General features: G+C 59.1%; 18 protein-coding genes and 1 pseudogene. 8 read left to right on the forward strand and 11 right to left on the reverse strand.

Annotated elements, in window-relative coordinates; genetic code table 11:
* Nucleotides 1–77: 77 nt before the first annotated feature.
* Nucleotides 78–1043, forward strand: coding sequence for an MDR family oxidoreductase (locus CAURI_RS12845; protein ID WP_010187934.1), 966 nt, complete (start codon nucleotides 78–80; stop codon nucleotides 1041–1043).
* A gap of 30 nt (nucleotides 1044–1073) precedes the next feature.
* Here CAURI_RS12845 and metS read toward each other — a convergent pair whose 3' ends face one another.
* Nucleotides 1074–1238 carry a methionine/alanine import NSS transporter subunit MetS gene (metS, locus tag CAURI_RS12850; protein ID WP_010187936.1) on the reverse strand — a complete coding sequence of 55 codons (165 nt, stop codon included), beginning with the start codon at nucleotides 1236–1238 and terminating at the stop codon, nucleotides 1074–1076.
* Between the two features lie 25 nt (nucleotides 1239–1263).
* Entirely contained in the window at nucleotides 1264–2883 is a 1620-nt protein-coding gene (locus tag CAURI_RS12855) for a sodium-dependent transporter (RefSeq protein ID WP_010187937.1), read from the reverse strand.
* A gap of 342 nt (nucleotides 2884–3225) precedes the next feature.
* On the opposite strand from CAURI_RS12855, the gene CAURI_RS12860 reads away from it, so the two are divergent.
* From CAURI_RS12860 to CAURI_RS14205, 4 genes are all read left to right on the forward strand, one after another.
* The gene (locus CAURI_RS12860) at nucleotides 3226–4926 is read left to right on the forward strand and encodes an FAD-binding dehydrogenase (protein WP_012715369.1); all 1701 of its coding nucleotides are present in this window, start codon (nucleotides 3226–3228) and stop codon (nucleotides 4924–4926) included.
* A 27-nt stretch (nucleotides 4927–4953) separates the two neighbouring features.
* The gene (locus CAURI_RS12865; RefSeq protein ID WP_010187940.1) at nucleotides 4954–6237 is read left to right on the forward strand and encodes a hypothetical protein; all 1284 of its coding nucleotides are present in this window, start codon (nucleotides 4954–4956) and stop codon (nucleotides 6235–6237) included.
* A 107-nt stretch (nucleotides 6238–6344) separates the two neighbouring features.
* Nucleotides 6345–7561 (forward strand): IS3 family transposase gene (locus CAURI_RS12875; RefSeq protein WP_157860598.1). Its coding sequence is split into 2 segments (ribosomal slippage): nucleotides 6345–6606 and nucleotides 6606–7561, totalling 1218 coding nucleotides; the frame shifts between segments, so codons are not numbered across the junction.
* Between the two features lie 236 nt (nucleotides 7562–7797).
* Nucleotides 7798–7926, forward strand: a complete 129-nt coding sequence (locus CAURI_RS14205; RefSeq protein ID WP_256380860.1) for a hypothetical protein — start codon at nucleotides 7798–7800, stop codon at nucleotides 7924–7926.
* Between the two features lie 31 nt (nucleotides 7927–7957).
* Here CAURI_RS14205 and CAURI_RS12880 read toward each other — a convergent pair.
* Nucleotides 7958–9151: pseudogene (locus CAURI_RS12880) on the reverse strand (IS3 family transposase).
* Between the two features lie 546 nt (nucleotides 9152–9697).
* Here CAURI_RS12880 and CAURI_RS12890 point away from each other — a divergent pair.
* Nucleotides 9698–10090 (forward strand): type I restriction-modification enzyme R subunit C-terminal domain-containing protein, encoded by a 393-nt coding sequence (locus CAURI_RS12890; RefSeq protein ID WP_010187941.1) that lies wholly within the window; start codon nucleotides 9698–9700, stop codon nucleotides 10088–10090.
* A gap of 68 nt (nucleotides 10091–10158) precedes the next feature.
* Here the strand turns inward: CAURI_RS12890 and leuS are convergent, their stop codons facing one another.
* From leuS to CAURI_RS12920, 6 genes are all read right to left on the reverse strand, one after another.
* Entirely contained in the window at nucleotides 10159–13008 is a 2850-nt protein-coding gene (gene leuS, locus CAURI_RS12895; RefSeq protein ID WP_010187942.1) for a leucine--tRNA ligase, read from the reverse strand.
* Between the two features lie 83 nt (nucleotides 13009–13091).
* The gene (locus CAURI_RS12900; RefSeq protein ID WP_236660859.1) at nucleotides 13092–16835 is read right to left on the reverse strand and encodes a type I restriction endonuclease subunit R; all 3744 of its coding nucleotides are present in this window, start codon (nucleotides 16833–16835) and stop codon (nucleotides 13092–13094) included.
* A gap of 463 nt (nucleotides 16836–17298) precedes the next feature.
* A complete protein-coding gene (locus CAURI_RS12905) occupies nucleotides 17299–17835 on the reverse strand; it encodes an excisionase family DNA-binding protein (protein ID WP_010187944.1) in 537 nt (178 codons plus the stop codon).
* Nucleotides 17836–17894: 59 nt separating this feature from the next.
* Nucleotides 17895–18836 (reverse strand): restriction endonuclease, encoded by a 942-nt coding sequence (locus CAURI_RS12910; RefSeq protein ID WP_010187945.1) that lies wholly within the window; start codon nucleotides 18834–18836, stop codon nucleotides 17895–17897.
* A complete protein-coding gene (locus CAURI_RS12915; RefSeq protein WP_012715374.1) occupies nucleotides 18836–19972 on the reverse strand; it encodes a restriction endonuclease subunit S in 1137 nt (378 codons plus the stop codon). The genes CAURI_RS12910 and CAURI_RS12915 overlap by 1 nt, the downstream gene beginning before the upstream one ends.
* 1 nt (nucleotide 19973) lies before the next feature.
* Entirely contained in the window at nucleotides 19974–21575 is a 1602-nt protein-coding gene (locus CAURI_RS12920; protein WP_010187947.1) for an N-6 DNA methylase, read from the reverse strand.
* 127 nt (nucleotides 21576–21702) lie between these two features.
* Here CAURI_RS12920 and CAURI_RS12925 point away from each other — a divergent pair, with 127 nt between their 5' ends.
* Entirely contained in the window at nucleotides 21703–22311 is a 609-nt protein-coding gene (locus CAURI_RS12925) for a CueP family metal-binding protein (protein ID WP_010187949.1), read from the forward strand.
* A 416-nt stretch (nucleotides 22312–22727) separates the two neighbouring features.
* Here CAURI_RS12925 and CAURI_RS12930 read toward each other — a convergent pair whose 3' ends face one another.
* The gene (locus CAURI_RS12930; RefSeq protein ID WP_012715377.1) at nucleotides 22728–23462 is read right to left on the reverse strand and encodes a Fic family protein; all 735 of its coding nucleotides are present in this window, start codon (nucleotides 23460–23462) and stop codon (nucleotides 22728–22730) included.
* A 3-nt stretch (nucleotides 23463–23465) separates the two neighbouring features.
* Nucleotides 23466–24185 (reverse strand): helix-turn-helix domain-containing protein, encoded by a 720-nt coding sequence (locus tag CAURI_RS14350; RefSeq protein ID WP_157753247.1) that lies wholly within the window; start codon nucleotides 24183–24185, stop codon nucleotides 23466–23468.
* A 115-nt stretch (nucleotides 24186–24300) separates the two neighbouring features.
* Here CAURI_RS14350 and CAURI_RS12935 point away from each other — a divergent pair, with 115 nt between their 5' ends.
* Complete coding sequence (locus CAURI_RS12935) at nucleotides 24301–26832, forward strand: hypothetical protein (RefSeq protein ID WP_010187952.1); 2532 nt, start codon at nucleotides 24301–24303, stop codon at nucleotides 26830–26832.
* Nucleotides 26833–26847: the final 15 nt, after the last annotated feature.

Genomic DNA, 26847 nt, shown 5'->3' on the forward strand with positions numbered 1-26847 from the left:
CCTAACGATGTTCTCTGGACGCTGGCTGAAGCATTAGCCGGAAAACGCTGCTTCACATCCTCTGTACGATAGTGCCCATGAGCACACTCATTGTCACTCGCACGGATTCCGGAGTAACTCATTCTTTCCAGGAGCAGCCCCTGCTCGGGGAAGGTGACACGCTGGTAGATGTACAGTTTTCTTCCCTCAATTACAAGGACGCCATGGCCTTGGAGGGTGACAAAGGCGTCATGCGCATCGATCCCCTCGTCCCCGGCATCGATGCGGTGGGCACTGTGGCGGAGACCTCCGATTCGCGCTTGAGCCCCGGCCAACTTGTGGTCGCCTGCGGCGATGGCTTGGGCGAGTTCCGCCACGGCGGCTACACCACGCGCCAGCGCGTCAATGCAGAGGCCACCATCCCCGTGCCCCAGCGCTTCAGCGCACACGATGCCGCCGCGATTGGCACGGCCGGCTACACCGCCGCTATCTGCGTGAACCAGCTGCACACGCACGGAACCACGCAGGGTCACATCTTGGTCACCGGTGCCACTGGCGGCGTGGGATCCGTCGCGGTCCAGCTGCTCAAGTCCGCTGGCTACGAAGTCACCGCCGTGACCGGACGCGTGGATTCCCAGTCGGACTACCTCACCGCACTCGGCGCGGATCACGTTCTGGACCGCGCGGCGTTGTCTGAGACCGGCCGCCCGCTGCAGAAGGCGCTGTACGACGGCGCCATTGACACCGCCGGCTCCACCGTCTTGGCCAACGTGTTGGCGCAGGTGCGCTGGGGTGGTGTGGTTGCGGCCACCGGCATGGCGGCCGGCCCGGATCTTCCTGCTTCGGTGCTGCCGTTCATCTTGCGCGGCATCGTGCTGGCCGGCGGAAACTCCGTCGACGCGCCCCGCGAGGTGCGCGAGGCTGCCTGGCAGCTTCTCGATGAACACCTCGACCTCAACATGCTGAACTCGATCACGGAAACGGTGCCGCTTTCCGACGTCGCCACCGCGGCCACCGAGCTCCGCGCCGGCTCGCGCCACGGCCGCACGGTGGTTGAGATTTAAGCGGGCACAGAGCGCACCGCGTCCCGCTGTTTAGTGCACGCGGTGGGACAGGGATTCGTCGCCGGTGCCGGGGGCATTGCCCAGCTCGCCCGTGGTGTCATCGTCGCTGCGTGCCAGCCAGATGGAGGACACCACCAGCCCGCCCCAGATGACGACGACGAAGAGAATGAAGAGCAGGATTGCGCTTGTAGTCATTGTCGTTGACCTTTCCTAATACTCGTTACTTGTCATCCGCGGTCTGTGTCGCGGTGTTAGCCGTGGCAAGCGGGTTCGGGGTGCCGGCTGGGCGCCCACCTACGGGGACGCCGTAGTCCGAGGTCTCCATGCCATCCAGGTACTTGTTTCCGCGGAAGGCCACCAGCGGCATGAGGAAGCTGGCGAGCAGGATGATTCCCAGCGCCGCCCAGCCAAAGAGGCCAATCTGGGTGGAGGAGTAGCCCTCATATCCCTCGCGGGCAATGGTGATGATCTCATTGACCAGGAAGTAGACGAGCAGCAGCGGGGTAGCGATGAAGGTCAGGAACTGCCAGAAGCCACCCACCTTAAACTGCGACACGGCGTTGAGGTGCTGCTGAATCTCGCGGCGGCGGCCGGTAACCCAGCCGACGACCACCAAGGCACAGATGGCACCAAAGACGATGCCCAGGTTGTTGGTGAACTTATCCATGATGTCTAGCGTGACCAGGCCCGAGGACGTGGAGAACAGGAAGCAGGACAGCACCGCCATGGCGCCGCCGACAGTGATGGCGGAAACGCGGCGGGAAATGTTGAACTTATCTGCCACGGCGGAGACGACGACTTCCATGATGGAAATCAGCGAGGTCACACCGGCCAGGAAGAGGGAGCCGAAGAACAGGACACCGAACAGTCCGCCGAGTGGCATGAGGTTGATGATCGTCGGGAAAGCAATGAAGGCCAGGCCGATTCCGGAGGACGCCACCTCATCCACAGCCACGCCCTGCTGGGCGGCCATGTAGCCCAGAGTGGCGAAGACGCCGATGCCGGCGAGAACCTCGAAGGAGGAGTTGGCAAAGGCCGTGACCAGGCCGGTGTTGGTGAGGTTGGTGCGCGGCTTGAGGTAGGAGGCGTAGGTAATCATGATGCCGAAGCCAATGGACAGGGAGAAGAAAATCTGTCCGTAGGCTGCGATCCATACCGATGGGTTGCTCAGCACGGACCAGTCCGGGGTGAAGAAGGCGTTGAGGCCCTCTGCGGCGCCGTCGAGGAAGAAGGCGCGGATGACCAAGATGATGAACATGACGGCCAGGACCGGCAGGAAGATTGACGTCAGCTTGCCGATGCCCTCATTGATGCTCGTGGCCAGCGTGGCGATGCAGACAATCCACACGAGGATCATCACGCCAAGGATGGACGGGACGATGTGCCCTGAGTAGGTCGCCTCCGGCTCTGCCTGAAGGAAATCACCCATGAAGTACTCCGCGGGATCATCGCCCCATGCCTGGGTCACGGACTTGATGGTGTAGAGCGCCGCCCAGGCAATGATGGCGGCGTAGTAGATGGCGATGAAGAAGTTCACGCCGACCTTGAACCAGCCGATTCCCTCCCAGCGGCTACTGATACGGCGGAATGCTAGCGGTGCAGAACCGCGGAAGCGGTGACCAATGGCCAGGTCGAACCACAGGATGGGAATACCCGCGGTGAGCAGGGCAACCATGTACGGGATGAGGAAGGCGCCGCCGCCGTTCTCATAGGCAACGTAAGGAAAGCGCCAAATATTTCCCAGGCCGACGGCGGAGCCGATGGCGGCCATGAGGAAGACAAAACGCGTATTAAAAGTATCGCGCGTCGAACGAGTCTTATGCGTGGTCAATGTAGTCATGAGAGAACTTTCTTCTTGAGCAAATATCGCGCACGGCAAGACCGTAGGAATCGTTTATACGGGCCGCGTACGACGAGTATTAGCGAGAAGCATAGCCTACCTGCCGACCTATAGGCACCGTTTTGAATATTTATTTCTAGATCTTTATCTCTGACCAAACCCCATGGCCAGGGCCTCAAAACCACCACTCCCCTTCAACGCCTAGCTCCTGTCCGGAACGGTAAATCCGGAAGAGGCCCGAGCGATGAGGCCTGATATCGTGCAGAGTCATGGCTAAGCTGAGACACTCAGCGTGCGAGCCAAGTCACACAATCGCGGCCGGTTTCTTTTATCATTACTGTCATGAAAGAAACTAACTCGGTCACTGGCTCCGTCATCATCGTCGGCAGCGGCCTCGCCGGCATGGTCGCCGGCTACGAGGCCCTCAAGGGCGGCAAGCACGTCATCTTCCTGGAACAGGAAAACCGCAATAACCTGGGCGGCCAGGCCTTCTGGTCCCTCGGCGGGCTGTTTTATGTCGACTCCCCCGAGCAGAAGATGATGCGGGTCAAGGACTCCGAAGAATTGGCCTGGCGGGACTGGGCCAATTCCGCTGACTATGACCCGGTGACCGAGGATGACCGGCACGATTTCTGGGGCGCGAAATGGGGCCGCGAGTACGTGCGCTTCGCCGCCAATGAAAAGCGCGGCTATCTCAAGTCCTTGGGCCTCAACGTCCTGCCCACCATCGGCTGGGCCGAGCGTGGTTCGGGCGATGCCTCCGGCCACGGCAATTCCGTACCGCGCTTCCACCTCACGTGGGGTACGGGCCCGGAGGTCGTGCGCGTCTTCCGCGAGCCGCTCCTTAAAGCAGAAGAACAAGGCCAGGTAGAGTTCCATTTCCGCCACCGCGTGGATGAGCTCGTCGTGGAGAACGACGACGCCGGCAATCCGCGGGTCGTCGGCGTGCGCGGCAGCGTCCTCTCCCCCACCAACCAGGTACGTGGCGAGGCGAGCCCGAGGGACGTCGTCAAGCACTTCGAGCTGCGCGGCTCCGCCGTGGTCATCGCCACCGGCGGCATCGGCGGCAATCTGGAGAAGGTACGCAAGATGTGGCCCACTGAGCGTTGGGGAGAATGCCCGAACGAGCTGGTCACGGGTGTTCCCGCGCATGTCGACGGCCGCGGCATCGACATCGCCCAACAGGCCGGTGCCTCCGTGGTCAACACCGACCGCATGTGGGCCTATACCGAGGGCATGACCAACTGGAACTCCATTTGGCCCGGCCACGGCATCCGCATCATCCCCGGGCCCTCGGCGCTGTGGATCGACGCCGAAGGCAACCGCCTGCCCACCAACCTCTTCCCCGGCACCGATAACCTTGCGGCCTTGGCCCACATTGGCCAGACCGGCCACGGTTACTCCTGGTTCGTGCTCAACAAGGCCATCGTGGACAAGGAGTTCATCTTCTCCGGTTCCGAGCAGAATCCGGATCTGACGGATAAGGAATTCAAGAAACTCGCCGGCAAGCTTGGCCCCGGCACGCACGTGGCCGTCAAGGCCTTCATGGACAACGGTATCGACTGGGTCGTGGAAGACAACCTGGAGGATCTCGTCGCCGGAATGAACCAGATTTCGCCGGAGGGCTCCCCCACCATTGAGGTAACCCAACTGAAAAAAGTCCTGGAAGATCGCGATTCCCAGCTTGATAACCCCTTCAGCAAAGACGCCCAAGTCAACTACCTGCGCGTGGCCCGCGGCTTCCTGGGCGACAAGCTCATCCGCGTGGCTCCCCCACACCGCATCCTCGATGAATCCAAGGGCCCGCTCATCGCAGTGCGCCTGAAATTCCTCACCCGCAAGACGCTGGGTGGCCTGGAGACCAACCTCGATGGCCAGTGCCTCAACCCCGATGGCACGGTCCTCCCCGGCCTCTATGCCTGCGGCGAGGCCTCCGGTTTCGGTGGCGGCGGCATGCACGGCAAGAATGCGCTGGAAGGCACCTTCCTCGGCGGGTGCATCCATTCGGGCAAGCGCGTGGGCGAAGCGTTGGCGCGCGGCTAGCACGGTTTTCTAATACTGTCGGTCACTATGAACCTCGCTAGGAACGTCCGCATCGACGTGGAGAATCCCTTCTTCACCACGTCCCGCTTCGTCGCCGCCCCCGCGGAACTCACCGTGGGCGAGATGATGATCATCGTCCACGCCGCACTCGGCCTTGAGCCCTCTCATCCGGGAATCCTCGTGGGCGAGGAAGGCACGCCGATCGACGTCCTCAGCATCATCGACCAGGACTTTTTCGAGACTTTCCGGGAGGTGGCGCACTACCACCCCTCGGACGGTGCCTGGAATATCAGCATCAGCGTGGCCGATAGCTCGCGCGTCGTCATGGGCCTTCCCGCGCTTATCGCCGGTGAGGGTCCCGATCTCATGAGTGAGCTGGGCAGTGCCGAGGCGATGTTCAAGGTGGTCCTCGATGTCCAGGCCACCATGGCCTACATGGCCGTACCCACGGATAGTATGGAGCGCATTTTCGCGCTCTTCCCCAATTACACACTGGACCAAATCCACCAGCGCCTCACCACGTTCTTCCCGCCAGCGGTGGCACAGCGCCTGGCCACCATGGGCACGGAGGCCGCCAACCTGGAGGGCGGCACCAAGCCCGCGCTGCCTGGGGATCTCCCTCTCGATCCTTTCCGCTCCACGCCTTTCGAGGACATCCCCGTGCCCTCCTCGGAGATGCTGGAGGAATGGCGCGCGGACATCCACGCGGCCTACCCGGAGCTGCGTCCCGACTATGAGCTGCCGGCGCTTGACGCCGCCACCGCCGCCCACGTAGGCCAGCGCATACGCGAGTACCTCGAGGTCATCGAAGAATTTCCGCGGCTCACCGGTGCCGGCTACCTCAAGCAGGCGGCCGTCGCGCGCCTCAAGGAGGGACTGAATAGTCCCAATGATTTTGATGAGGTCAAGCGCGAAGACTACCACCAGCCGCTGCTGAACCTGCGGGGTTTCTTGACGGACTTGGATTGGATCAAGACCACGACCACGGATATCAAGCTCACCAAATATGGCCGCAAGGCCATGAGCGATCCGCTCTGGGCAACGCAGGTTGTCCTGAACAACATCCCCTACGCCTACGCCGAACCGGAGGGCATTCCTCAGCTTTCCTTCGAACTAGTCCATTTATTCCGCGGCGAGTGGGAGTTCAATCCGGAATACGACTACACGCACGCCATCACCCGCGATCTGTTATTCACGCTCGGCGTCATCGAGGATGACTCCACATTCCCTGACATCACCGATGGCTGCGAGGGCTTCCTCGGCGCGATCATCACCAAGGTGCGCCAGGAGCTGAACCAAGAGCTGGATTAGCCCTGGTTCAGCCCCCCTCCAGGCCGCATGCCGCTGCCTACAACTACTGAGGTTACCCTCGTTTAGTGGACACCCTATTTGTACGGATCTTGTGTCCGTAAGAGAGGATGTTCATTGTGAGTCAACAGCGCAAGAAGTACACGCCTGAGTACCGGCGTGAAGCCGCGAACCTGGTAATCGAGTCAGAGCGCCCGATTGCCCATGTGGCTAAAGAGATTGGTGTTTCCGCCGGGCTTTTAGGCCGGTGGGTCAAACTAGAGCGTGAACGCCGAGGAGCCTCGGATGGGATGAGTGAGGCTGATCTTCGTGCTGAGAATGCTCGTCTGCGCCGTGAGTTGGCGGAAGCCAAGATGGATAACGAGTTTTTGTCAAAAGCGACAGCCTTCTTCGCCGCGAAGCAACGCGAGCAGAAAAGTTCGAACTAATGCAGCAGGAGAAGGCGAACTACAGCATCAAGCGCATGGCACGACTATTAAAAGTATCTCGGTCTGGATACTACAAATGGGCCCATGTGCAGCAGAAACGACTATCCGGAAAGGATGATCGGGCAGCATTTTACGATGATGTTGACCGTAAGATTCATCAGATTTGGAAAGACTCTGATGAGGTTTATGGTGCTCCGCGGATCACCGCAGAGCTCGCCGAGCGCTACCGCATTTCGCTTAACCGTAAGACTGTGGCGAAGCGGATGCGCATGATGGGCATTGAAGGGATTTCACCGCGTGCCTTTGTCCCGGTGACTACAATCCAAGCCAAGCGTAAGTCGAGTCTTCCTGACCTGGTCAAGCGCATGTTTGATACTGGTGAGCTCAACCGGGTGTGGATGTCGGATATTACCTACCTTCGCACCGGTGAGGGCTGGCTGTATTTGTGCGCGGTCCGCGATGGTCATTCCCGCAGGGTATTGGGCTGGGCTATGGATAGCGTGCAAGACACAAGTTTGGTCGAACGGGCCCTGCGGATGGCGCATACACTGCGCGGTGATGTTCCTGATGGGCTGGTGTTTCACGCTGACCGCGGAACGCAATTTACCAGTGAGAAGCTCTGGGAGGTCTGCAGCAGACTGGGCATTGCTCAGTCTGTGGGGCGTACTGGTGTGTGCTTCGATAACGCGATGGCTGAGTCGTTCTGGTCGACGCTAAAGACTGAATTCTACGACCGTAAGCGCTGGGCGAGCCGTGATGCTGCACGCAAGGCTGTTGCCTACTGGATTGAAGTCGTCTACAACCGTCGGCGCCGGCACTCTGCACTCGGAATGGTCAGCCCCGTCGACTTCGAGAACCACGCCGGCGCAATCAACAGCAGAAAAGAAATAGCTGCCTAACCACTAGGTAGCTCCACTACGTGTCCACGATTTGCGGGCAACCCCACTACCGCGAACAACTCACAACAACCTCGAAACAACTACAAACAACCAGCAAAAACCCTTTTGAACTGCCCTTTTCCAACCGATGGGAGCGCTAAACCAGACACAGTTGTTGGCAAAGTTGTTTAAGAGTTGTTTTTCGCGACACTCAAGCCTCAGAAAAACAACTTCCTGGGGAAATGTACAATAAGAACATGGACTCAACAGTTCCCGAGCTTGATTTTCTCCCCGCCCACGTCCGCGATGCCCTGGATGCAATCTGGGCCGGGGCGAAGGCCGACGCGGTGGAATCAGAGGTCCTCGAATTCAAAGAGGGGGCCTGACCCCCCGGAAGGTAGACACGTCGGGGGTTAGCTATGCTGCTTGGGTCAGTGTAGCTGATGTGAGTTCTTCGAAGTCATCGGGGGCTAGAAGATTGCACCAGTAGTGCCGTCTGCGGGTGTTGTAGCGCATGCACCATCGGAAGACTTCTTGGCGGCAGACGATGGGATTGTCAAAGACTTTCCTATCTCGCAGAACTTCACGCTTTAAGGTGGCGTTAAATGATTCTGCCAGGGCATTATCGGCACTCGTTCCCACGGCTCCCATGGATTGGCGCACACCAAGTTGGGCGCAGTGGTCCCTAAATGCCTGTGAGGTGTACACACTGCCGTGATCGGAATGGAAAATTGCCCCGTTGAGGCTTCCGCGGACTTTTCTGGCATGAGATAAAGCTTCGATAACTAGCGATACCCGCATGTGATCTGCGAGTGCATGTCCGACAAGTTTGCGCGAGTAGACGTCGACGACCGTGGCCAGGTACATGTTTTTGCCGCCCTTACACGGCAGGTAGGTGATGTCGCCTACATAGACCTGGTTCGGCTTATCAGCTGTGAATTTGCGGCCTATTAAATCTGGCATGACGCGGTGGCCAGGCTTGCACCTGGTGGTGATGCATCGACGCCGTTTAGTAAAGCCTTTCAGCCCCATGGATTTCATGATGCGTGCGATCTTCTTGTGGTTGATCGGGGGAAAGTCCGTATCGTCGTTGAGGCTTGCAGCGATGCGTTTAGCACCATAAAGCCCGTGCTCATCATCGAAGATAGTCTTGATTCTTGCGCCAATAAGAGCATCAGAACACGTCTTTAACCTGCGTTTTTCGCGAGTGTTGAGCCATTTGTAGAACGAGGAGCGATTGAGCTTTAACACGTGGCACATCCGTGTGAGCCGAGTATTCGGTTCGGTGGTCATAGACAAACTGGAAGCGGATCACCAGCGTGTCTCTTCGGCAAAATACTTCGCGGCCTTGCGCAGGATGTCGCGTTCTTCGCGCAGCTTTGCGTTTTCTCTTTCTAGCTGGCGGATCCGTTCAGAATCAGTCGTCGCCTGGGCCTTGTCACGCAGGGTCTTCGTGCGGGCACGCTTGCCGGTGCCGTACTGCTTAAGCCAGGAATAAAGTGAGGAACGATTGACTCCAAGCTCTGCTGAAGCCGCGTGAAGTGAGAGGTCCTCATTGTTTTCGTAGAGGGCCACAGCATCACGTTTGAACTGTTCGGAGTACCTAGGCATGGTGGTAGATTACCTTTCTTCCCAACCCAACCGGGCTGGATATCAGGTGTCTACCAAACAGGGGTCAGGTCCCACCCGCTGGATCGCCCCGTAGGCGAAAACCTTAGACAACGACAAACAACCCACAACAACCTCGAAACAACTACAAACAACCAGCAACAACCTGTCTGACCTGCTTTTTCACAACAAAGGGGAGCTCTAAACTAGACACAGTTGTTGGCAAAGTTGTTTCAGAGTTGTTTCAGAGTTGTTTTTCACGACACTCAAGCCTCAGAAAAACAACTTCCTGGGAAATGGATACCGAAGAGAGGTGAACCAGGCAAGGGATTTTTTGAAAGTTCACGCTCGAGGGAATGCGCACGTCCATGTTTTGGACTCAAAGAAGGAGCGCCAACCGCATACAACCAGCAATTTTGAAAGAAGGAATGAGTATGAATTCCACCTGCAGAATTGGACGTACCGTCATTTGCGCCTTAAACCCTAAAAGTCGCGCCGCCCCGAAAATTACATATGGCTACTTAATAGAAGATAGCTTTTACTAATGGCATGGACCGTGACACGCGCAAGGCCGCGGTCATGGATTTAGCCGATGAGCTGGGGAATTTAGTCGCGGTCTCCCCCGCCCTGGAGGAACAGCTCGGCGTGGGCCTTCCCCGCTTTGTCCGCACCATCATCGGGTTGGACGAATCCGCGGCGCGTTCCGCGTTTGCGGACATGATGGACGGCGCACGCCTGAACTCGGTGCAGCTGGCCTTCATGAACCAGATCATCGGCGGGTTGGTCCACAACGGAATCGTCACTGTCGCGGAGCTCTTTGAGGCACCCTACGACGACTATGGTTCCCCTTTCGACGTCTTCGACGGCAACGTGGCCACCATCCACGACATCAAGGAGCGCTTAGAGCGCATTGAACACAGCGTGGATGAGGTGTCCTCCTAGGGCCGTTCCTGAGGTACCTCAGAGGCGGTGCCGGAGTAACCGCAGGAGCGGCGCTTTCTTGGGGCGATTTACTTCACCACCAGGTTGACCATGCGGCCCGGGACGTAGATCTCCTTGACCACGTTCTTTCCAGCGGTCAGCTCAGCGATGCGCTCATCGTCCTTGGCGATGCCCACGACGGTGGCTTGGTCGGCGTCAGCAGGCACCATCACGCGTGCCTTGACCTTGCCGTTGATCTGCACCGGAACCTCGATCTCGTCATCGACCAGGTACTTCTCGTCGAACTCCGGGAAAGCCTCGTAGGTGATGGTCCCCTCATGACCGAAGCGCTTCCACAGCTCCTCCGCGATGTGCGGGGCAACGGGGGAGACCAGCTGGGCCAAGGGCTCCACGGCGGCACGCGGCGCGCCCTTCGGGTAGGCCTTGGTCAGGTAATTCACGTACTCGATGAGCTTGGCCACCACGGTGTTCAGGCGCAGGTTCTCGTAATCATCGCGCACGCCGGCGATGGTGCGGTTGAGGTGCTTCAGGTCATCCTCGGAAAGCTCTGCGTCCGTCGTCGACAGCTCGCCAGAGTTCTCGTCGATAGCCAAGCGCCACAGGCGCTGCAAGAAGCGCTGCGCACCGACGACGTCCTTGGTTGCCCACGGGCGGGAAGTATCCAGCGGGCCCATGGACATCTCGTACACGCGCAGGGTATCGGCACCATAGTCGCGGCAAATGTCATCCGGGGCGACGGAGTTCTTCAGGGACTTGCCCATCTTTCCGTACTCCTGGTTGACCTCTTCACCGTTGTAGTAGAATTTGCCATCCTTCTCCTCAACCTCGGCGGCCGGGACGTAGACGCCGCGGGAATCGGTGTAGGCATAGGCCTGGATATAGCCCTGGTTGTAGAGGCGGCGGTAGGGCTCCTTGGAGCTCACGTAGCCCAGGTCGAAGAGCACCTTGTGCCAGAAACGAGCGTAGAGCAGGTGCAGCACGGCGTGCTCAACGCCACCGACGTAGAGGTCAACGCCACCCGGGTCGTTGGCGCCGTGCTCTTCTGTGCGCGGGCCAGTCCAGTAGCGCTCGTTCTCCAAGTCGCAGAAGATCTCGTCATTCGTCGGATCGATGTAGCGCAGCTGGTACCAGGAAGAACCTGCCCACTGCGGCATGACGTTGGTATCGCGGTAGTAAGTCTTGGGGCCATCCCCAAGACCCAGGTCCAGCTCCACCTCGACCCACTCGCGGGCCTTGGCCAGCGGCGGCTGCGGGGAGGAATCGGCATCGTCCGGGTCAAAGGAGACCGGCTTGTAGTCTTCTACCTCCGGCAGTTCGATGGGCAGCATCGACTCCGGCAGCGGGTAGGCCTGGCCGGCCTCGTCGTAAACGATGGGGAAGGGCTCGCCCCAGTAGCGCTGACGGGCAAACAGCCAGTCACGCAGCTTGTACTGGATCTTCTCGCGGCCTACTCCCTGCTCCTCCAGCCATGGAATGATGGTGGCGATTGCCTCATCCTTGGACATGCCGTTGATGTCCAAAGAATCGTTGGCGGAGTTCACAGCCTGGCCGGACTCCGTGTACGCCTCCTTGGTGATGTCGCCGCCAGCAACCACCTCAGTAATCGGCAGGCCAAAGACGGTAGCAAACTCGTAGTCACGGGTATCGTGCGCCGGGACCGCCATGATGGCGCCGGTACCGTAGCCGGTCAGAACGTAGTCCGCGATGAAGATCGGGATCTGCTTGCCGTTGACCGGGTTGGTGGCGTAGGTGCCCAGGAAGACACCGGTCTTTTCCTTGTTCTCCTGGCGCTCGAGGTCGGACTTCGCGGCAATGGAGGCGCGGTAGGCCTCTACGGCCTCCTTCGGATCATCGTGGCCGAAGGTCCAGCGCTTATCCACATCATCCTCGTAGGGGATGGGGGAGAGGAGGGCGTCGACAAGCTCGTGTTCCGGGGCCAGCACCACGTACTCGGCGCCGAAGAGGGTATCCGGGCGGGTGGTGAAGACGTCGATGTTGTAACCCTCGGCGTGGAAGCTGACCTCTGCACCACGGGAGCGGCCAATCCAGTTACGCTGCATGGACTTGACCTTCTCCGGCCAATCCAGAAGCTCCAGGTCATCGAGCAGGCGGTCCGAGTAAGCGGTAATGCGCATCATCCACTGGCGCAGGTTCTTGCGGAAGACCGGGAAGTTACCGCGCTCGGACTTGCCCTCCGCGGTGACCTCCTCGTTGGCCAGCACCGTGCCCAGGCCCGGGCACCAGTTCACGGTGGAGTTAGACAGATAGACCAGACGGAATTCATCGAGTGCTTGGCGCTGCTCTTCCTTGGTCAGATCCGCGTAGTAGCGACCATCCTTGGTGGTGCGCTTGCCCACCTCAAGTTCCTTGATGAGCTCAGAAATCGGGCGTGCCTTCTGCTGCTCCTCATCAAACCAGGAGTTATAAATCTGCAGGAAGATCCACTGCGTCCACTTATAAAACTCCGGGTCAGTCGAAGCCACCGAGCGGCGCGGATCGTGGCCCAGACCCAGCATGCCCAGCTGGCGGCGCATATTGTTGATATTCGCCTCCGTGGTGGTGCGCGGGTGCGTACCAGTCTGGATGGCGTACTGCTCCGCTGGCAGGCCAAAGGCGTCATAACCCAGCGTGTGCAGGACGTTCTTGCCCAGCATGCGGTTAAAGCGGGCATAAGTATCCGTGGCGATATAACCCAGCGGGTGGCCCACGTGCAGACCCGCGCCAGACGGGTAGGGGAACATGTCCTGAATGTTCATCTTCTCCGCGGGAAGTTCCTTACCCTCCTCCGCGAGCGGCCCAACTGGGTTCGGCGCGTTGAACGTACCGTTGTCCTTCCAGTACTGCTGCCAGGCACTTTCAATCTGCGCGGCGAGCTCCGGCGTGTAGCGGTGGGTGGTGTTATCGCTCGGGTTAGTCATGGTTAGACAGTGTAGTCACCGCACGGACATCTCCCCAGTTAGACCCAGCCGGACCGTATTCCTGTTCTGAGGCATGGTAGTAACTAGGTAGCCTGCGCCGTCGCTTCAATCCGTTCAAGGCGCTTGCGTAGATCCACAATGACGTCGGTTTTGTTGTGAAAAATGTCGATGACGGAACCCTCTTCATCAAAGGGAGGCTGGAAGATCTCCTCGTAGGCCACACCACCGTTGTGAACCAGCACATCTACCAGCATCTTGATAAAGCGTATTTGGGCAGCATTGAAAGACGTATTACTGAGCAGGTCTGCAAACTGCTCCCGGACTGCCGCCTCGTCAAGGCCCACCAAGCGGCGGATGAAGGCAGGAATGCTGTCCCCACCCATGCGCTCACGCAGCTTGTCGACGCTTTCCGTGGAACCCCCACTTCCCCCGCCTGCCTGGGCTACCATCGCCTCCAGCGCTGCGACGTCCTCTGCGTTAAGCGTCCGTGCACTGCGCAATTTGATCATCGCCAGGTCGTTGGCATGCTCCTGCAGCAATTCGCGCAGGCGTTGCTCCAGTTGGGTGGGGTAGGAACCGGTGCCGGGCAGCCGCGCCGGCATCTCGTCATCAATCGTGAGCTCACCCATCTCATCTTGGATGTCGAGGGTGACGGCGTTGCGCTTTCCCTTGGGCACGAACTGAATGAGCGAACGCATGCCGATGCGGATGGTCTCGAGGTCCTCGACCGTCACGTTATTCCACCACTCCGGATCGAGCGCGCGCTCGAGGAAGGACCGCCGTTCGGCCACCATGGGGATGGTGGAACTCACGGCCATGAGGTCATTCGCCATCCTCTCGACTCGTTCGCGCAGTGCCGCGAACTCCGGGCTGTGGTCGAGCAGCCCCACCTGGAGCTTTAAAATCACTAGGTCAAAGCGCTTAGCTGTCTCAGAGTCCTTCATCGTGTCCAGCGGCAAGTGCGCAATGTGGCGGCGCAGCTGCTCAGCTTTCTCCTCACTTAGCTCATCCCACGCAGAGCGTTCGCGGTATCGCAGCAAGGTTTCCTTGTCGCTGGGGCGGACCATGATGTGGCCTAGCGGTATAGACGCCGCCGAGGCGTGAAGGGAGTCAGCAAGTTCGGCGCGCATCTCTGGGGCCTTAGCGTGCTTATCCAACTGAGCAAGCAACCCCACGCGGGCATCAAAGAGCTTTTCCGACAGCGACCGTGGGCGGCCAATAACCGATTCACGGGCTTCACCCTTAAAGAACTCGTCCACGTTGCCGCAGAAGTCGAAGATGAGGAAGTGCGTCTTGTCCATCCCCGGGCCGAAGAGGTCCGGGCGCAATCGCGTCCCTCGGCCCACCATCTGCCAGAACTTGGTGGGGGAGTAGACGGGTTTGAAGAACACAAGGTTGACCACCTCGGGCACATCGACGCCGGTGTCAAGCATGTCCACCGAAATCGCGATGTTGACGTCCCCGTCCGGATCTGCGAAGTCGTCCAATGCCGACTGCGCATACTTCGTGTGCGTGGTAATCACGGAGGCTCCAGTACGCGAATACTCCGGGAACGTAGCGTCAAAGACTTGCTTGATGAGCTCCGCGTGACGTTGAGTCCGGGCGAAGATGATGGTTTTGCCCAGTTGGTCACCGCCCACGCGGATCCCGTTCTCCACCACGGTTTTCAGCACCTTGCGTATGGTGTCCTTGTTGAACAGGTAACGGTTAATCTCCGCCGAAGAAACCTGACCAGGCGGATCCAAGCGCCCGCCGTCCTCGTCGGTACCCCAGTCGGACGTGTCCCATGCCAGCTGTTCCTCCGGGGAAAGTTCGTCATAGGCCATGCCCCGCCGCAGGAACAGCGAGTCCTGCCGAGCCGTCTTGAAGGGCACGAGGTTACCGTCTGCCACGGCCTCATCAAGTCCGTACTCAAAGGACGGAGTCTTATCCTCCATCTCAAAGAGTGCATACGTGTCATGGTCAATCTCGCTCTTCGGCGTCGCCGTCAGCCCCACTACGTAGGCATCGAAGTACTCCAAGATCCGCTTGAAGCGGTTGTACACGGAGCGGTGGGCCTCGTCCACGATGATGAGGTCAAAGTCGAAAGGCCCGTACCTCGCCGGCTTGTCACCGTCATCCCCAATGAGATTCATCATCGTGTTGTAGGTGGTGACATACACATCACCCACCTGCTCAGGATTTTTGATGAGGTTCACGGGCGTGGACTCCGCGTACATGCTCACAAAAGCCTTGTGCGCCTGATTGACCAAGGCAGTTCGGTCCGCCAGGAACAGCACCTTGCCCACCCAGCCGGCCTGACGCAACAGCTTGGCGGTGGCTACGGCCACGCGGGTCTTACCAGTTCCTGTTGCCATGACCAACAATGCTTGGCGACGCCTCCGCGCCTCCAACGTCTCCGTCACCGCACGGATGGCCTCGAGTTGGTACGCACGGGCGCCGCCGCCAGCAATGTCCGTGTCTACCGGCGTCTCGCTCAACAGGGTGCGCATGGTGCGCCGGCCAATCATGCGGCGCAATTGCTGCGCGGTGGGGAAGCCCTCCACCTCGCGGGCGGGATAGCCCGCACCAGAACCAGGAAGGTTGGCCGCATCATCGATCAGGTCGATGTGATAACCATTAGTGCACAACATGACAGGCCGTATTCCGTATTCGCGCTCGATGCAGTCCGCGTACAGCTTCACCTGTTGGGAGCCCACGCTCATGGACTCCATGGACTTCTTCGCCTCGATGACGGCCAACGGTGTGCGGTCATCATCCCACAGGACATAGTCCGCATAACCAACACCGGACGTGTTAGGCATGCCGTGTAGCTCAAGCTCCCGGGTGACGGAGTCACCACTAAAACCGGCCACTTCCAGCATCGGGTCAATGAGCTGTCGGCGAGTCTCGGCTTCACCGATCGCCAAAGGCGCATCAGGCTGTGCTCCCGCCCCGGCGCGCTCGGCTGCGGCCGCTTCCTGCTCGGCTAGCTTCGCCTCAAGCGCCTCAATTTTGGCAGCAAGCTTCTCTTCTACCTGCTGTGCAGCCGCACGCTCTGCTTCGGCTTGTTCCTGCGCATCGGCGAGATCCGCCTTCGCGCGAACCTCCGCACTCCGCCGCTTGAGCTCGAACTGGGCCGCCTCACGAAGACGCTTCTCCTCCGCCTCGCGGGCAGCTTCCTGCGCCTCATCGAGCAGCAGCCGGTTTTTCTTTAGCTCCTCATCCTGTTGCGCCAGCTTCTTGAGGTAGGCGGCGGTCTGCGCTTGGGAGCGCCCAGCAACGTGGATACCTGAGGCATCAGCTGCGCTCTGGCCCAGCAGGCTGGTATCAAAGGTTGCCTGCGGGCCTGGCGCGGCCTTCGGGTTCGCGGAGTGGTATCGCACCGCCCACGCCATGAGGTCATACAAATGCGCTACCACTGCCCGCGCCTTCTGCGAGGTGGCCGGCGCTTGCTTGCCCTCCATGTCATCGGCGTGCGCGGCGTCATTACCGCTCTTACGCAAGATGGTCATCTTGCGCAGCATGGTCTCGTTCTTCACGTACTGAAGGAAACCACGGTCCCTGGTCATCTCCGCCAAGCTGAGATACCGAGTATCACCTAAGCTCCGGAATGCCCAGATGTGGTTGACTACTCGCTCTAACACCTTGCGCGCATAGAAGCAGGAAATCACCGGATCCGCGTCCACGAACCGCTCTACCTTTAAGCACTCCTCATACGCCGTGGGCCAGACGTAGCGCACAAAACCGAAGTTAGTGCTGCGGATTGGCCCACCCTGCACAGAGTTACGCCCAGTATTCGGGTGAGACGGGGGAGTAGGGGTCACCATAGAATTCTCCAGGGACATGGTTTCACATCGGATACGTCTTAATTCCAGTAATTCTAAGTCACGGCTCTTGGCCTAGCTACCGCCATCACTTCATTCTCTGGCCAACGGCTCCGACTCCCCGTTGTTATTTCTTCACGCGCCGCTAAGATCAGCACTATCCCGTTGTTCAACTGCGAGCTGTCCCAAAGCCCACCAATTACCGGAGAGACTGTGATCAACACTGACCGGACTCAACCCATTGCTAGGGTTGTTCCCGTCTTACACCCCAATAGCCGCGTACAGCAACTAGTAGCTGCCGGAATCTTGAGCCACACCCCGGCGCCTTACTCCCCGCTGACCACTACGGCTCCAGAGCCGGACACCACAAGCTATCTACCTTCTAAGACCGACGTTGTTTCGCTTCTGGGTAGGGAAGACCGCGTGTGATAGCTTGCCTGGACTCTTTGGGAACAGCGTGCACGCAGCCAAAAGAGCCGAAATCCTAGCCACGCCGCGCTTTCTCTGCTGCTTCCTTGCGTGCGCCCTTGAGGGACAAGGCAATATCCTCTGCATCTGCATCATCAGTACCCGCGCTATAGGCGCCCGCGCGCTGCGCCTCAGAAACGAGCTCTCGCAGCGCTTTACGACGTTCAGCCCGCTGCTCATCCCGGTACTGCAGCACGTCAACGAGCCGAACTCTCCTATGCTTGCCTCCTGAGGTGCGTTCGAACGCTATCGACCCGTCCTCGAGCTTTTTCACCAGAGTTGGCCTACTAATACCAAGGAAATCTGCTGCTTCCTGCGTTGTGAGCAACTGGTCCACAGGTGCGACAGTGATGGCCTTTCCCTGCTGCATCGCGCGAACGGCTTCTGACAACACTCCAAGTGCCTCTTCGGGCAGATCCACCGCTTGCCCGTCGGACCCCACGAGCGCAGGCGGCCCCTCCAACCTCTCCAGGAACTTACTCACATCGAGCATGGCCTCTAGGTCTTGCGGCGGGACGGTCGTGTGGGGGCGGTGATTCCGTACCTCATTCATAGGGCCATCTTAGAGCAATTCGAAATACTCGAAAGGGAAACCGGGCCCTACTAGGCTAACTACTCAAAGTAATCCTCATCCACTTCAACCAGCGCTACAGTCCGCTTGACCTGAACACCCACGCCATAGCGAATCATCAGTTCCGCCAGCCTATTCCCGTCGATTAAGACGACGCGTGAGGCCACCGCATCCGCGTACTCTTGCGCCCTATCGGAGAATTTCGCCGTAGTCAGGAACACCCCGCGGTCCGCCTGCGCGCCCTGCAGCGCGCCCACGAAGGCCTGAATATCCGGCCGCCCAATACTCTTATCCAGTCCATACCGTTTAGCCTGCACGTAGATCCGGGAAAGACCCAGCGCATCTTGGTCAATGATCCCGTCGATACCACCATCATTGGATAGCTGCGTACGCGTGGCCTTTCCCTGCGTTCCGCCGTATCCCATGGCCATGAGCAGGTCCAGTACTGCTTGTTCAAAGAACGCCGGCTCATTCTCGTGTAACCGCGTGAGCAGATCACCAGCCACCAACTCGTTGTTGCGGGAAACACCGGTTTCCACCTGTTCCAGTGGGTCGAGCTCACTTTCGACCTCCGGAAGGTCGCTTTGCTTATCAGAATTCGCCTTGTGCACAGCCTTGCTTCCCTGACTCGGGCCCCGCCATGTTAATTCCGCTTCCGTGCCCGCAATTTCTGCACGCAGCTGCTTCTCCGTCATCCCTTCCGGATAGCGTGCCAACAAGTCACGGCCAAAGTCTGTAATTTGAAAACGCGCCCGCGCCGGCGAAATGATGGCGTTCGCCTTCTTAAGGAATGTCAGCGCCCAACCAACACGGTTTTCATAGAGCGGCTGTCCGGAAGGAATGGTCTCAAGACGTTCTTCGTCCGTAACGCCAACGCGTACCGCAGCCTCCTCGATAAGCACACTGCGCTTAAACACCTGGCCATCTGACGCCAATACGTGAAGCACTGGAACCATGTATCCATGCCACTTCAAAATTGCCATTAGAGTTCTCCTTGGAAAGCGCGAGTAGATAGGGAACTTTGTAATTCTTGCAGGAGATAAAGTTTCTTCCGTACAGAATTTTCTATGGTCTTCTTCACATTTTGCTCACGGTTGAACTGTTCCAAAACCGCCGGTTCAACTATCTGAACTTTAAAAGCCCCCAACGCCTTACGGTTGATCTTAGGTATGCTGGCGCGCCCTGATGAAGATGCGGCATAGGCTAAAAAGCGACTAGATCGTAACTGCCAAACAATCCAATCAGTCTGCGTTCTGTTTCTAGGAACCAGCGCATACATGTCCGCCGAACAGACTCCGTCGTAAGCAGCAATGCTAACTTTGTTTAGGTACGGACGAATTTTTGAATAAAGGATATCGCCTGCTTGAAAAGCATATTTTCCACTAGTCACCCTATCTTCAACAGCGGATTTAACTCCAACAAAGTCATCAGAGCCCGAGCTCAAATTGTTTGGCGCAATATGCGGCATATCCATATATGGTTCGCTCGTCGGATCAACCAGACTTGAGCGAATATCGACCAGTTCGCTTAGTGCGACTAGTTCGAACTTTCGGTCGCCCATCCAAAACGGAATTGCACTCAACTCTGACAACTGCGACTTCGCAGCGACAATTGCTGATTCCACCTCATCCAAAATCGCCGCGATACGGCGCTGCTCGTCGAGGGGAGGGAGGGGAACCAATAAGTCATTTAGGTCCGTCCTCTTGATCCCTTTGATGGTTACTCCACGACTCCTCGATTGGAAGAAAGAACGAGCAGACTGTAGAAAATGAAGCAAATATCTTGCGTTGCATTCTTCTGACAGATCATTCAAATTTGTAACATCCTGGCTGAAGCTAACCGGGGCTTCAACCAACGCAGATTTCCCCACACCGATTCGCGTAACCAAAAGGACAGAACCGGGTTGAGCGATACAGGCCGCTGAGTTTCTTATCGCTGCTTCTGTGATGAACTTTTTTGCATCTATACAGTGACTTTCAGAAATATCCGCGCTTGTCACCCAAGGTATTTCACCGTTGTAATATTCAGGTTTTTTGGTAGAAGGCGTCCCACCTGATTGGAATTGCACCAACTTCGGCAGTGGCACCATCGGCCAGTCATGCTTTGCAGTGCTCGCCATGTTATTTCCCCTCGCTGAGCATGGTCTTGAGGTTGGCAAGGCCTTGGGTTATGTCGCGGTCGAGTTCTTCGATTTCGGCGATGATGTCCATGGGGTCGCGGGTTTCTTCTACCTCGAGGACGATCTCCTTGTAGCGGTTCATGGAGAGGTCATAGTCGGCTTGAGCAATCTCTTCCTTCGGCACGGTGAAGGAGTAGTCCGTGCGGGCGCGCTCACGCTCGTCGGTGGTGCGGGAGTGCCAACGGGCAACCACGTCCGGAAGGTTGTTGAGCTTCAGCTGCTCGTCGGTGAGGGTGACGGGCGTGGGGTCGTCGGCAAGCGCGGGATCGCTTAAGTCCTGGATGTGGGAGGCGGGGGAGGGGCCGAGCAGCGGGGCGTCGAGAAGCGGAGTGCGCTTGTCGTCCAGCGAGTAACCGTCCGCGGTGACGTCATAGAACCACACCTCATCAGTGCCGCCGGAGTCCGTACGGGTAAAGCACAAAACTGCGGTGGACACCCCCGAGTAGGGCTTGAACACGCCGGAGGGTAATTTGATGACCGCATCAAGGCGCTGATCCTCAACCAAGGTTTTGCGAAGGGCTTTGTGCGCCTTGGTAGAGCCGAAGAGGACACCTTCAGGGACAATCACCGCAGCGCGACCGCCCGGCTTGAGTAGCTGCAGGAAGCGGTGGACAAAAAGAATCTCCGTCTTCTTGGCCGTCGTCACCGACTTGAGCTTGGGATCGACGGCATCCTTATCCAGGCTGCCCGCAAAAGGCGGGTTGGCCAGGACAAGGTCAAAGGCCTCATCGAACGTTGTGGGCAGCTGTTGCAGCGAATCGCGGTAAGAAATGTTGGGTTCTTCAAAGCCGTGCATGAACATGTTCATCGCCGCGATGCGCACCATGGTTTTGTCAAAGTCGAAGCCTGTCAGGCCCTCATTGGTAAACGTTGTGCGCGTGTCCTTGTTAAACAGGTCTGCGCGGTGATGGTGGGCAATCCAATCATTGGCAGCCACCAGGAACCCGGCAGTGCCACACGCTGGGTCGATGATGCGCTGCTGTGGTGTGGGCTCCATGAGCGCGACGAGGAGCTCGATAATGTGGCTGGTCGTGCGGAACTGGCCGTTCGTACCCGAGGTGGACAGCTTGTCCAGCATGTACTCATACAAGTCGCCCTTCATGTCCTTGTTGGAGAAGTGCAGCTGGTCAATGAGCTCCATGACACGCGAGAGCGTGGCCTCAGATTCGATCTCAAAGGAGGCGTTGGCCATGTGTTCTTGGAAGCCCGTGCCGCCCATCTCTTTGATGAAGGGGAAGACTTTGTTGATAATGGTGGCCTTGCGGCGGGCGATGTCACGGTCCTCAATGAGGTTGCGCCACCGCAGATCCTGTTGGCTGGCGTCAAAGATGTCTTCCGTCGCGGTGGGATCTCCTAGCGCTCGGCGCTTGTCAATCTGGACCTGACGCTCGTCGAGGTCCTTGATAAAGAGCAGGTAGGTGAACTGCTCGATGACGGAAACAGGGTTGGAAATGCCGCCGGACCAGAAGGTGTCCCAAATGCGGTCGACGTTGTTTTTGAGGGCGCCGGTAATCATGTACTTCAGGGTAGCTGTTGCAGCCATTGAGACAGCTATATGGGAAGGCTCAGCCCGCGTAGCGCGAAAAGATGATCCTTCTCTCATTCCATTGATGGATACCCCGGTGGGGTATAGGCTTGGGTCAACACAATCGGACCCATTCGGAAGACTTATGAAACGCCTCATTTCTCTTGCTGCCGCCTGCGCCGCAGCCATCACCCTGTCCTCTTGCTCTACTGACAGCCCCGTACCGAGTGAAGCCTCGAAAAGCGCCGCTTCCAGCACCGACATCCAACAGGTGCCTGCCGAGGAGATCCTCGCCGAGTTCGATCTCGAAGGATTGGATGGCCAGGAAATCGTGGACAAGCTGGACCGCCAGTCCAAGGACGAGCGCAATAGCGATCTCCTCGCATCCGTGCGCCCGAACGAGCTCATCCTCGCTACTGAACAGGGTCAGGCCTCCCTGCCGCTGCCGGAGGACAAGTTCTACCTCTCTATTGCGCCGTACCTCTCCCATACGCACGACTGCTTCAACCACTCCCTGACCACCTGCACCGGTGAGCTCAGCCAGGAAGACATCCACGTCACCATCACGGATGACGAAGGAAATGAGCTAGTCAACGAAGACACCACGACGTTCGACAACGGCTTCATTGGCTACTGGCTGCCGGCCGACAAGAAGGGCACCATCACCATCGAGCAGGACGGCAAGACCGGCGAGGTTCCCCTGGATACCTCTGACGAAGGCGGTACCTGCGTGACCACGCTGCAGATGGCATAATCTGCCCATTCACTCACCACGGTGAATCCCACCTCCTGGGGTTCACCGTTTGTCGTTTTATGGTGTCCACGCAGTGCTTGCCGACGTCAACAGTGTTCTGGACAAGTCCCCATACGGCCACTCCCTGAAGAAATCTCCGAGCAGGCAATTGACCACAACAAGTCCGCTGGTGTCGTCAACTCTGTTCCTTTTAGCCACGCCACCCCGTCGGCGCCGGCTTCTTGGGCGCAGGCGTTGTGGCTGCCCTGCTCGGCGCCATCGCCGCATTCCTGCAGTCTGTCGGCGTGGTCAAGGCTGACTTCTCCGCTCTGCAGAAGATGTTCCGCTAAGCACTACAGCACTATGCACTAAAGGATGCGCTGAGCATTCAGCCCCCACGTAGGCCCTCCGCTTCGGAAGCGGAGGGCCTACTGCGCTTACTGGGAGGACTCCTCTAGGCAGTCATACAGGAAGTCCATCAAGGTCGTAGCGTCATCGGATCGGAACAGTTCATCGAGGGCAAGGTTGAATTCCAGCCTTCTCGCATTAGGGATATTAAGTGCTGCGTAGCCATTGCTCATCAAGAGGCCTGACGCCACAAGCCGTGCGGTTCGCTTGTTTCCATCGAAGTAAAACTGGCTACGCGTGGCAGAGCAGAAATAGGCCAACGCTTGCTCGACTGGGTTTTCAAGCCCTTGAAGGGAGACCAGCAAATCGGCATGAGCTTCACCCAATTCATCAGCAGGGTCGAAAGGGATGAACCCGCCATCCATGAGCCGCACTCCACCGCCATCTCCCTCCACATGGCCTTCACCACGGAAAAGACCAGCGTCCAGGGCCTCGTTCCTTGCTAGCACGGCATGGAGTGCGTTACTGGTGGCTTTATCCACCGCACATTCCTCTTTGAGGACCAGCTCATGGAGCAGGTTGAAAGCTTCTGACAAGTCCAAGATCTGTTGCTGTTCAGCAAGCGCCTTTCCACCCACCGTGACGCCATCGAGCAACGTACGGACTTCTGGGAGGGTAAACGTGTTTCCTTCCAGCGCGGCGGCATTCCACACCAAGTCAGGAAGTTGCTTGGTTAATCGAAATAACGCACGGTCGGTCCCCAACTCCGAAACGTGCGGCCGCTCATGGTGTTCCCATCTCACTCGGCTCGTTGCTCTTCTCATCACCTATGCCCCTCCCACATAGTTTTCTGCGCACACATCAATAGAATGCTGATGCGGTGATACGTAGTGTATTCCTGACTCTTTCGTTGCGCCCGTTAACTCTTCACCAGCGGCAGGCACGAGGGTGATTCCTCCGGATACGGGTTCGGCACTCGCACGAATCCGAGTGGGCAACGAGGGAACTATCTCCGCTGGATTTGTGCACCAAATCAACGTCGAGTGAGGCTTTTCTGCTCTACCAGCGCTTTGCTTCGATCTGCGTTGAGCTGCAAAAGCACCCGACATCGCCCACGGCTGCCCGCTCGCATCAACCGCCGAGGCAATCGTTATGGGATTCGACGGCAAGAAGTGGAGAGCCCCGCGGCGGCCATAGGGGTTGGACGCCCATCCGGCCCGTTCTATGAGTGCCTGATAGTCTCCGTCCTCACCCGGAGCGTCGCCCCACTGCACAAACCGGTCAATCCACCCTTTAACGTCTGGATCCTCACTTATTAGCTCCCCAAGAAGCACTCGGGCAGCAGTCGCAGCGGCGGCGTCACTCATGCGGTGCACCGATACGGAAACCTCATATCCGAGCACGCGCATTACTTTGTTCAACCCGGCCAAACTCGGTTGCGCTGTCCCGCGCAACCACAGATTGAGCGTATTTCGCGAGACCCCCGAACGCCGAGAAACCTCACTTAGACTCAGCGGGCTTTTCTTGAGGAGTTGTACTGGGTCCATAAGCCCACTATAGCCATCTGTCCTACTGATAGGACACCTGTCCTAAGCGTAGGACAGTCAACCCGTCTACCAGCGACATGGCAACCGCACCCCGCTGTGTCCTATGATGAGGCAAATGAGCGCGGAGATTTATTCACTTCCCACAACGCCTGTGGTCACTACTGACATCATCGAGCAGGGCCCCCGGATTTCACTGCGCCGGGGCAGCAACATCCTCATGCTGGAGCTGCCCGCTACTTACCCGGAAGCGGACCTGACGGATCCGCGGTGGGTGGTCAAGTCCCATTTCATCGACCGCCCGCACTCGGTGCGCGAATTCGCCACCGAAGAACCGCTGGAAGTCGGCATCCCTGGGCCTTTTACCCGCATCGAGGTAACCCTGCGCGATGGCGATGAGGATCTCATCGAGACCGTCACCTTCACCGGCATCACCGAGGACGCGCCGTTTATCGTCTATGACCGCACCACGCTTATCGCGCCGCAGGGCACGCTCGAGGCCGCTGAGCCCCTCGGCATCTGGGCCGGCTGGGAAGTGGGCCCACTGCCGGATCAGGTTAAGGTTCCGCAGAGGGAACCGGTGGACGTCGCCAAGCACGGCGATTTCGAGTGGGACTTTGACGTCGCCATCCTCCCCAACGCCCGTGGCCTCGACAACGAGCCCGTGTTCACCAAGTCCCCGCGCGTGCACCTCATCGCGGAAGGGGAGTGGCGCATCGATCTCACCTATGCGCCCCTCGGCGGCGAGCAGGAGGAGATTTCGGAGCAGACCTTCGACGCGGGCATCGCCGAACCTTTCCCGGGTGACCTCTACGAAGACCCGTGGGTGGGCCGCTACAAAGTGTCGCTGTGGCACGACGAGGAGCTTGTCGACGTCCGCTTCATTTCCCTCGCCGAGGGCCTCCACATGCGCGCCACCAACGACGGTCCGCGCGGCATGGATTTCCGCATCATCGATGCTCTCGGCGCGCACTCGGCCTTCAGCTACACGTTGGCTTCCCCGCCGAAGAAGCCCATCGCGTTGGAAAAGGGGCTGCGCACCTTCGAGGACACCGAGGTCTCGCGCCGCGAGGTCGTGGCCAGCGAGGCCGGCTATGAACTGGAATTCGATGTCTGGCCCGAGGCCCTGTTCAGCCGCGTCAAGCGCATCGGCCTGGAGCCCACCGAGCACTCCGATAAGCCGGTGATTTTTGCCGGCCAGCTCGATCAGGACGACATGTTTACCGTCCACTCACCGCGCCCGCTGCCGCTGGCGAAGTTCGTCACCATCGATGGCCGGCAGAAAATCAAGGAGCTGGCGCGCACCTCGAAGACAACGCAGGCGGTCACCAGCCTCGCCGTTCCCAACGCCGCGCTGGCCAACGCCGTGCGCAAGCAGCCCTCTGCCGAACTTTTCCTCATGTGGTCCACGCTGTCCTACGAGGACTACCTGGATTCGCTCCCGGCAGAGGAGCGCGCGGCCCACGAGGCCCGCAGCCTGGAGCGGCGCATCGTCGAGTACGAGGCTTCCGCATCCACCAGCCTGATCTATGCGGCGCTGGCCACCGTCCGCAAGTCCCCCTTCGTCAGCCGCGGCCTCCTCGACGCCGATGCCAACATCGTCATCGAACAGAACGCAGAGCCGCCAGCAGAAGTAGTGGGTTGGGCCTGGCCATTGGCTGAGCCCACCGTGGCGCCTACCCAACTCACTCCCTCCGAAGAGGGGTTTGAGCTGCCCGCCGACCTTGCCGAGCAGGGCTCGCTGCTTGTCGACGTCCGCGAGCTCCGCTCCTCCTCCAACCTCGCCGCCCCCGCTCGCCCATCCAGCGCCTCCATCGTGATCACGCCGGAAGGCTCGCCGGCCGCCCTGGCTTCGAAGGACTGGACCCCGGAGCAGCTCTGGGGCACCTTCCGCGCGCTTCACGTGCTCTCGCAACGCAGCCCCAACCCGAAACTGCAGGCGATGTTCGACAGCACCATCGATCGCCTGCGCGCCCAACCGGAGGCCGCGGTCCACGCCTTGGCCCGCACCGGCGTCAGCGTGAACCAACAGGCCCGCTCGCTTGCGCGCACGCGCTTGTTCCACTCCCCGCTGGAGGCCACCGCCGAGTCCGGCGTCGATAGCTACCTGGACCTCCTCCTCGATCCCTCCGCCAGCGAGAACCCCGAGCTCACCGCCCTGCGCGAGTCCGGCGCTGATGGGCTGACCCGCCCGATGCTGCTCAATGCTGCAACCATTCACAGCCCCACACCGCCCGTCGACGATCTGATGGGGGAGGCCGGCCGCGTCGCCGCGCTGCGCGAGTGCTTTGCCAACAACGGCGCCCTCGATGCGCTGGGCACCATCGATCACCTGCGCAAGGACGCCACGGCACTGGCCTCGCTGGTGCAGAACGCGGGCGTTGACATGTCCGTCAGCCACACCCTCATCGCGCTGGGCGCCTTCGCCAGCGGAAATACGGCAGATGAGCTCAATGCGGCGGCCTGGATGCCCTATATTTCCTATGCCTTCGCCCTGGCGTCCCGCGCCGCGGCGAATGACATCATCATGGAAAGCCCCTTGCTCAAGGAGGACATGCCCATGCTTGCCGACGTCCTCCCCCTCGCCCCCCGCCTCTTCTTCTACGACCTCGTGACCGCAGAGGCGCTCTTCCACAATCGCGACCTATAACCGCGTGAGGTGTGC

Source organism: Corynebacterium aurimucosum ATCC 700975 (assembly GCF_000022905.1).
GTDB lineage: Bacteria > Actinomycetota > Actinomycetes > Mycobacteriales > Mycobacteriaceae > Corynebacterium > Corynebacterium aurimucosum_F.

Coding starts and splice junctions, on each gene's coding strand:
- CAURI_RS12845 (WP_010187934.1), top strand. CDS start 78: ATGAGCACACTCATTGTCACTCGCACGGATTCCGGAGTAACTCATTCT.
- metS (WP_010187936.1), bottom strand. CDS start 1,238: ATGACTACAAGCGCAATCCTGCTCTTCATTCTCTTCGTCGTCGTCATC.
- CAURI_RS12855 (WP_010187937.1), bottom strand. CDS start 2,883: ATGACTACATTGACCACGCATAAGACTCGTTCGACGCGCGATACTTTT.
- CAURI_RS12860 (WP_012715369.1), top strand. CDS start 3,226: ATGAAAGAAACTAACTCGGTCACTGGCTCCGTCATCATCGTCGGCAGC.
- CAURI_RS12865 (WP_010187940.1), top strand. CDS start 4,954: ATGAACCTCGCTAGGAACGTCCGCATCGACGTGGAGAATCCCTTCTTC.
- CAURI_RS14205 (WP_256380860.1), top strand. CDS start 7,798: ATGGACTCAACAGTTCCCGAGCTTGATTTTCTCCCCGCCCACGTCCGC.
- CAURI_RS12890 (WP_010187941.1), top strand. CDS start 9,698: ATGGACCGTGACACGCGCAAGGCCGCGGTCATGGATTTAGCCGATGAG.
- leuS (WP_010187942.1), bottom strand. CDS start 13,008: ATGACTAACCCGAGCGATAACACCACCCACCGCTACACGCCGGAGCTC.
- CAURI_RS12900 (WP_236660859.1), bottom strand. CDS start 16,835: ATGTCCCTGGAGAATTCTATGGTGACCCCTACTCCCCCGTCTCACCCG.
- CAURI_RS12905 (WP_010187944.1), bottom strand. CDS start 17,835: ATGAATGAGGTACGGAATCACCGCCCCCACACGACCGTCCCGCCGCAA.
- CAURI_RS12910 (WP_010187945.1), bottom strand. CDS start 18,836: ATGGCAATTTTGAAGTGGCATGGATACATGGTTCCAGTGCTTCACGTA.
- CAURI_RS12915 (WP_012715374.1), bottom strand. CDS start 19,972: ATGGCGAGCACTGCAAAGCATGACTGGCCGATGGTGCCACTGCCGAAG.
- CAURI_RS12920 (WP_010187947.1), bottom strand. CDS start 21,575: ATGGCTGCAACAGCTACCCTGAAGTACATGATTACCGGCGCCCTCAAA.
- CAURI_RS12925 (WP_010187949.1), top strand. CDS start 21,703: ATGAAACGCCTCATTTCTCTTGCTGCCGCCTGCGCCGCAGCCATCACC.
- CAURI_RS12930 (WP_012715377.1), bottom strand. CDS start 23,462: ATGAGAAGAGCAACGAGCCGAGTGAGATGGGAACACCATGAGCGGCCG.
- CAURI_RS14350 (WP_157753247.1), bottom strand. CDS start 24,185: ATGGACCCAGTACAACTCCTCAAGAAAAGCCCGCTGAGTCTAAGTGAG.
- CAURI_RS12935 (WP_010187952.1), top strand. CDS start 24,301: ATGAGCGCGGAGATTTATTCACTTCCCACAACGCCTGTGGTCACTACT.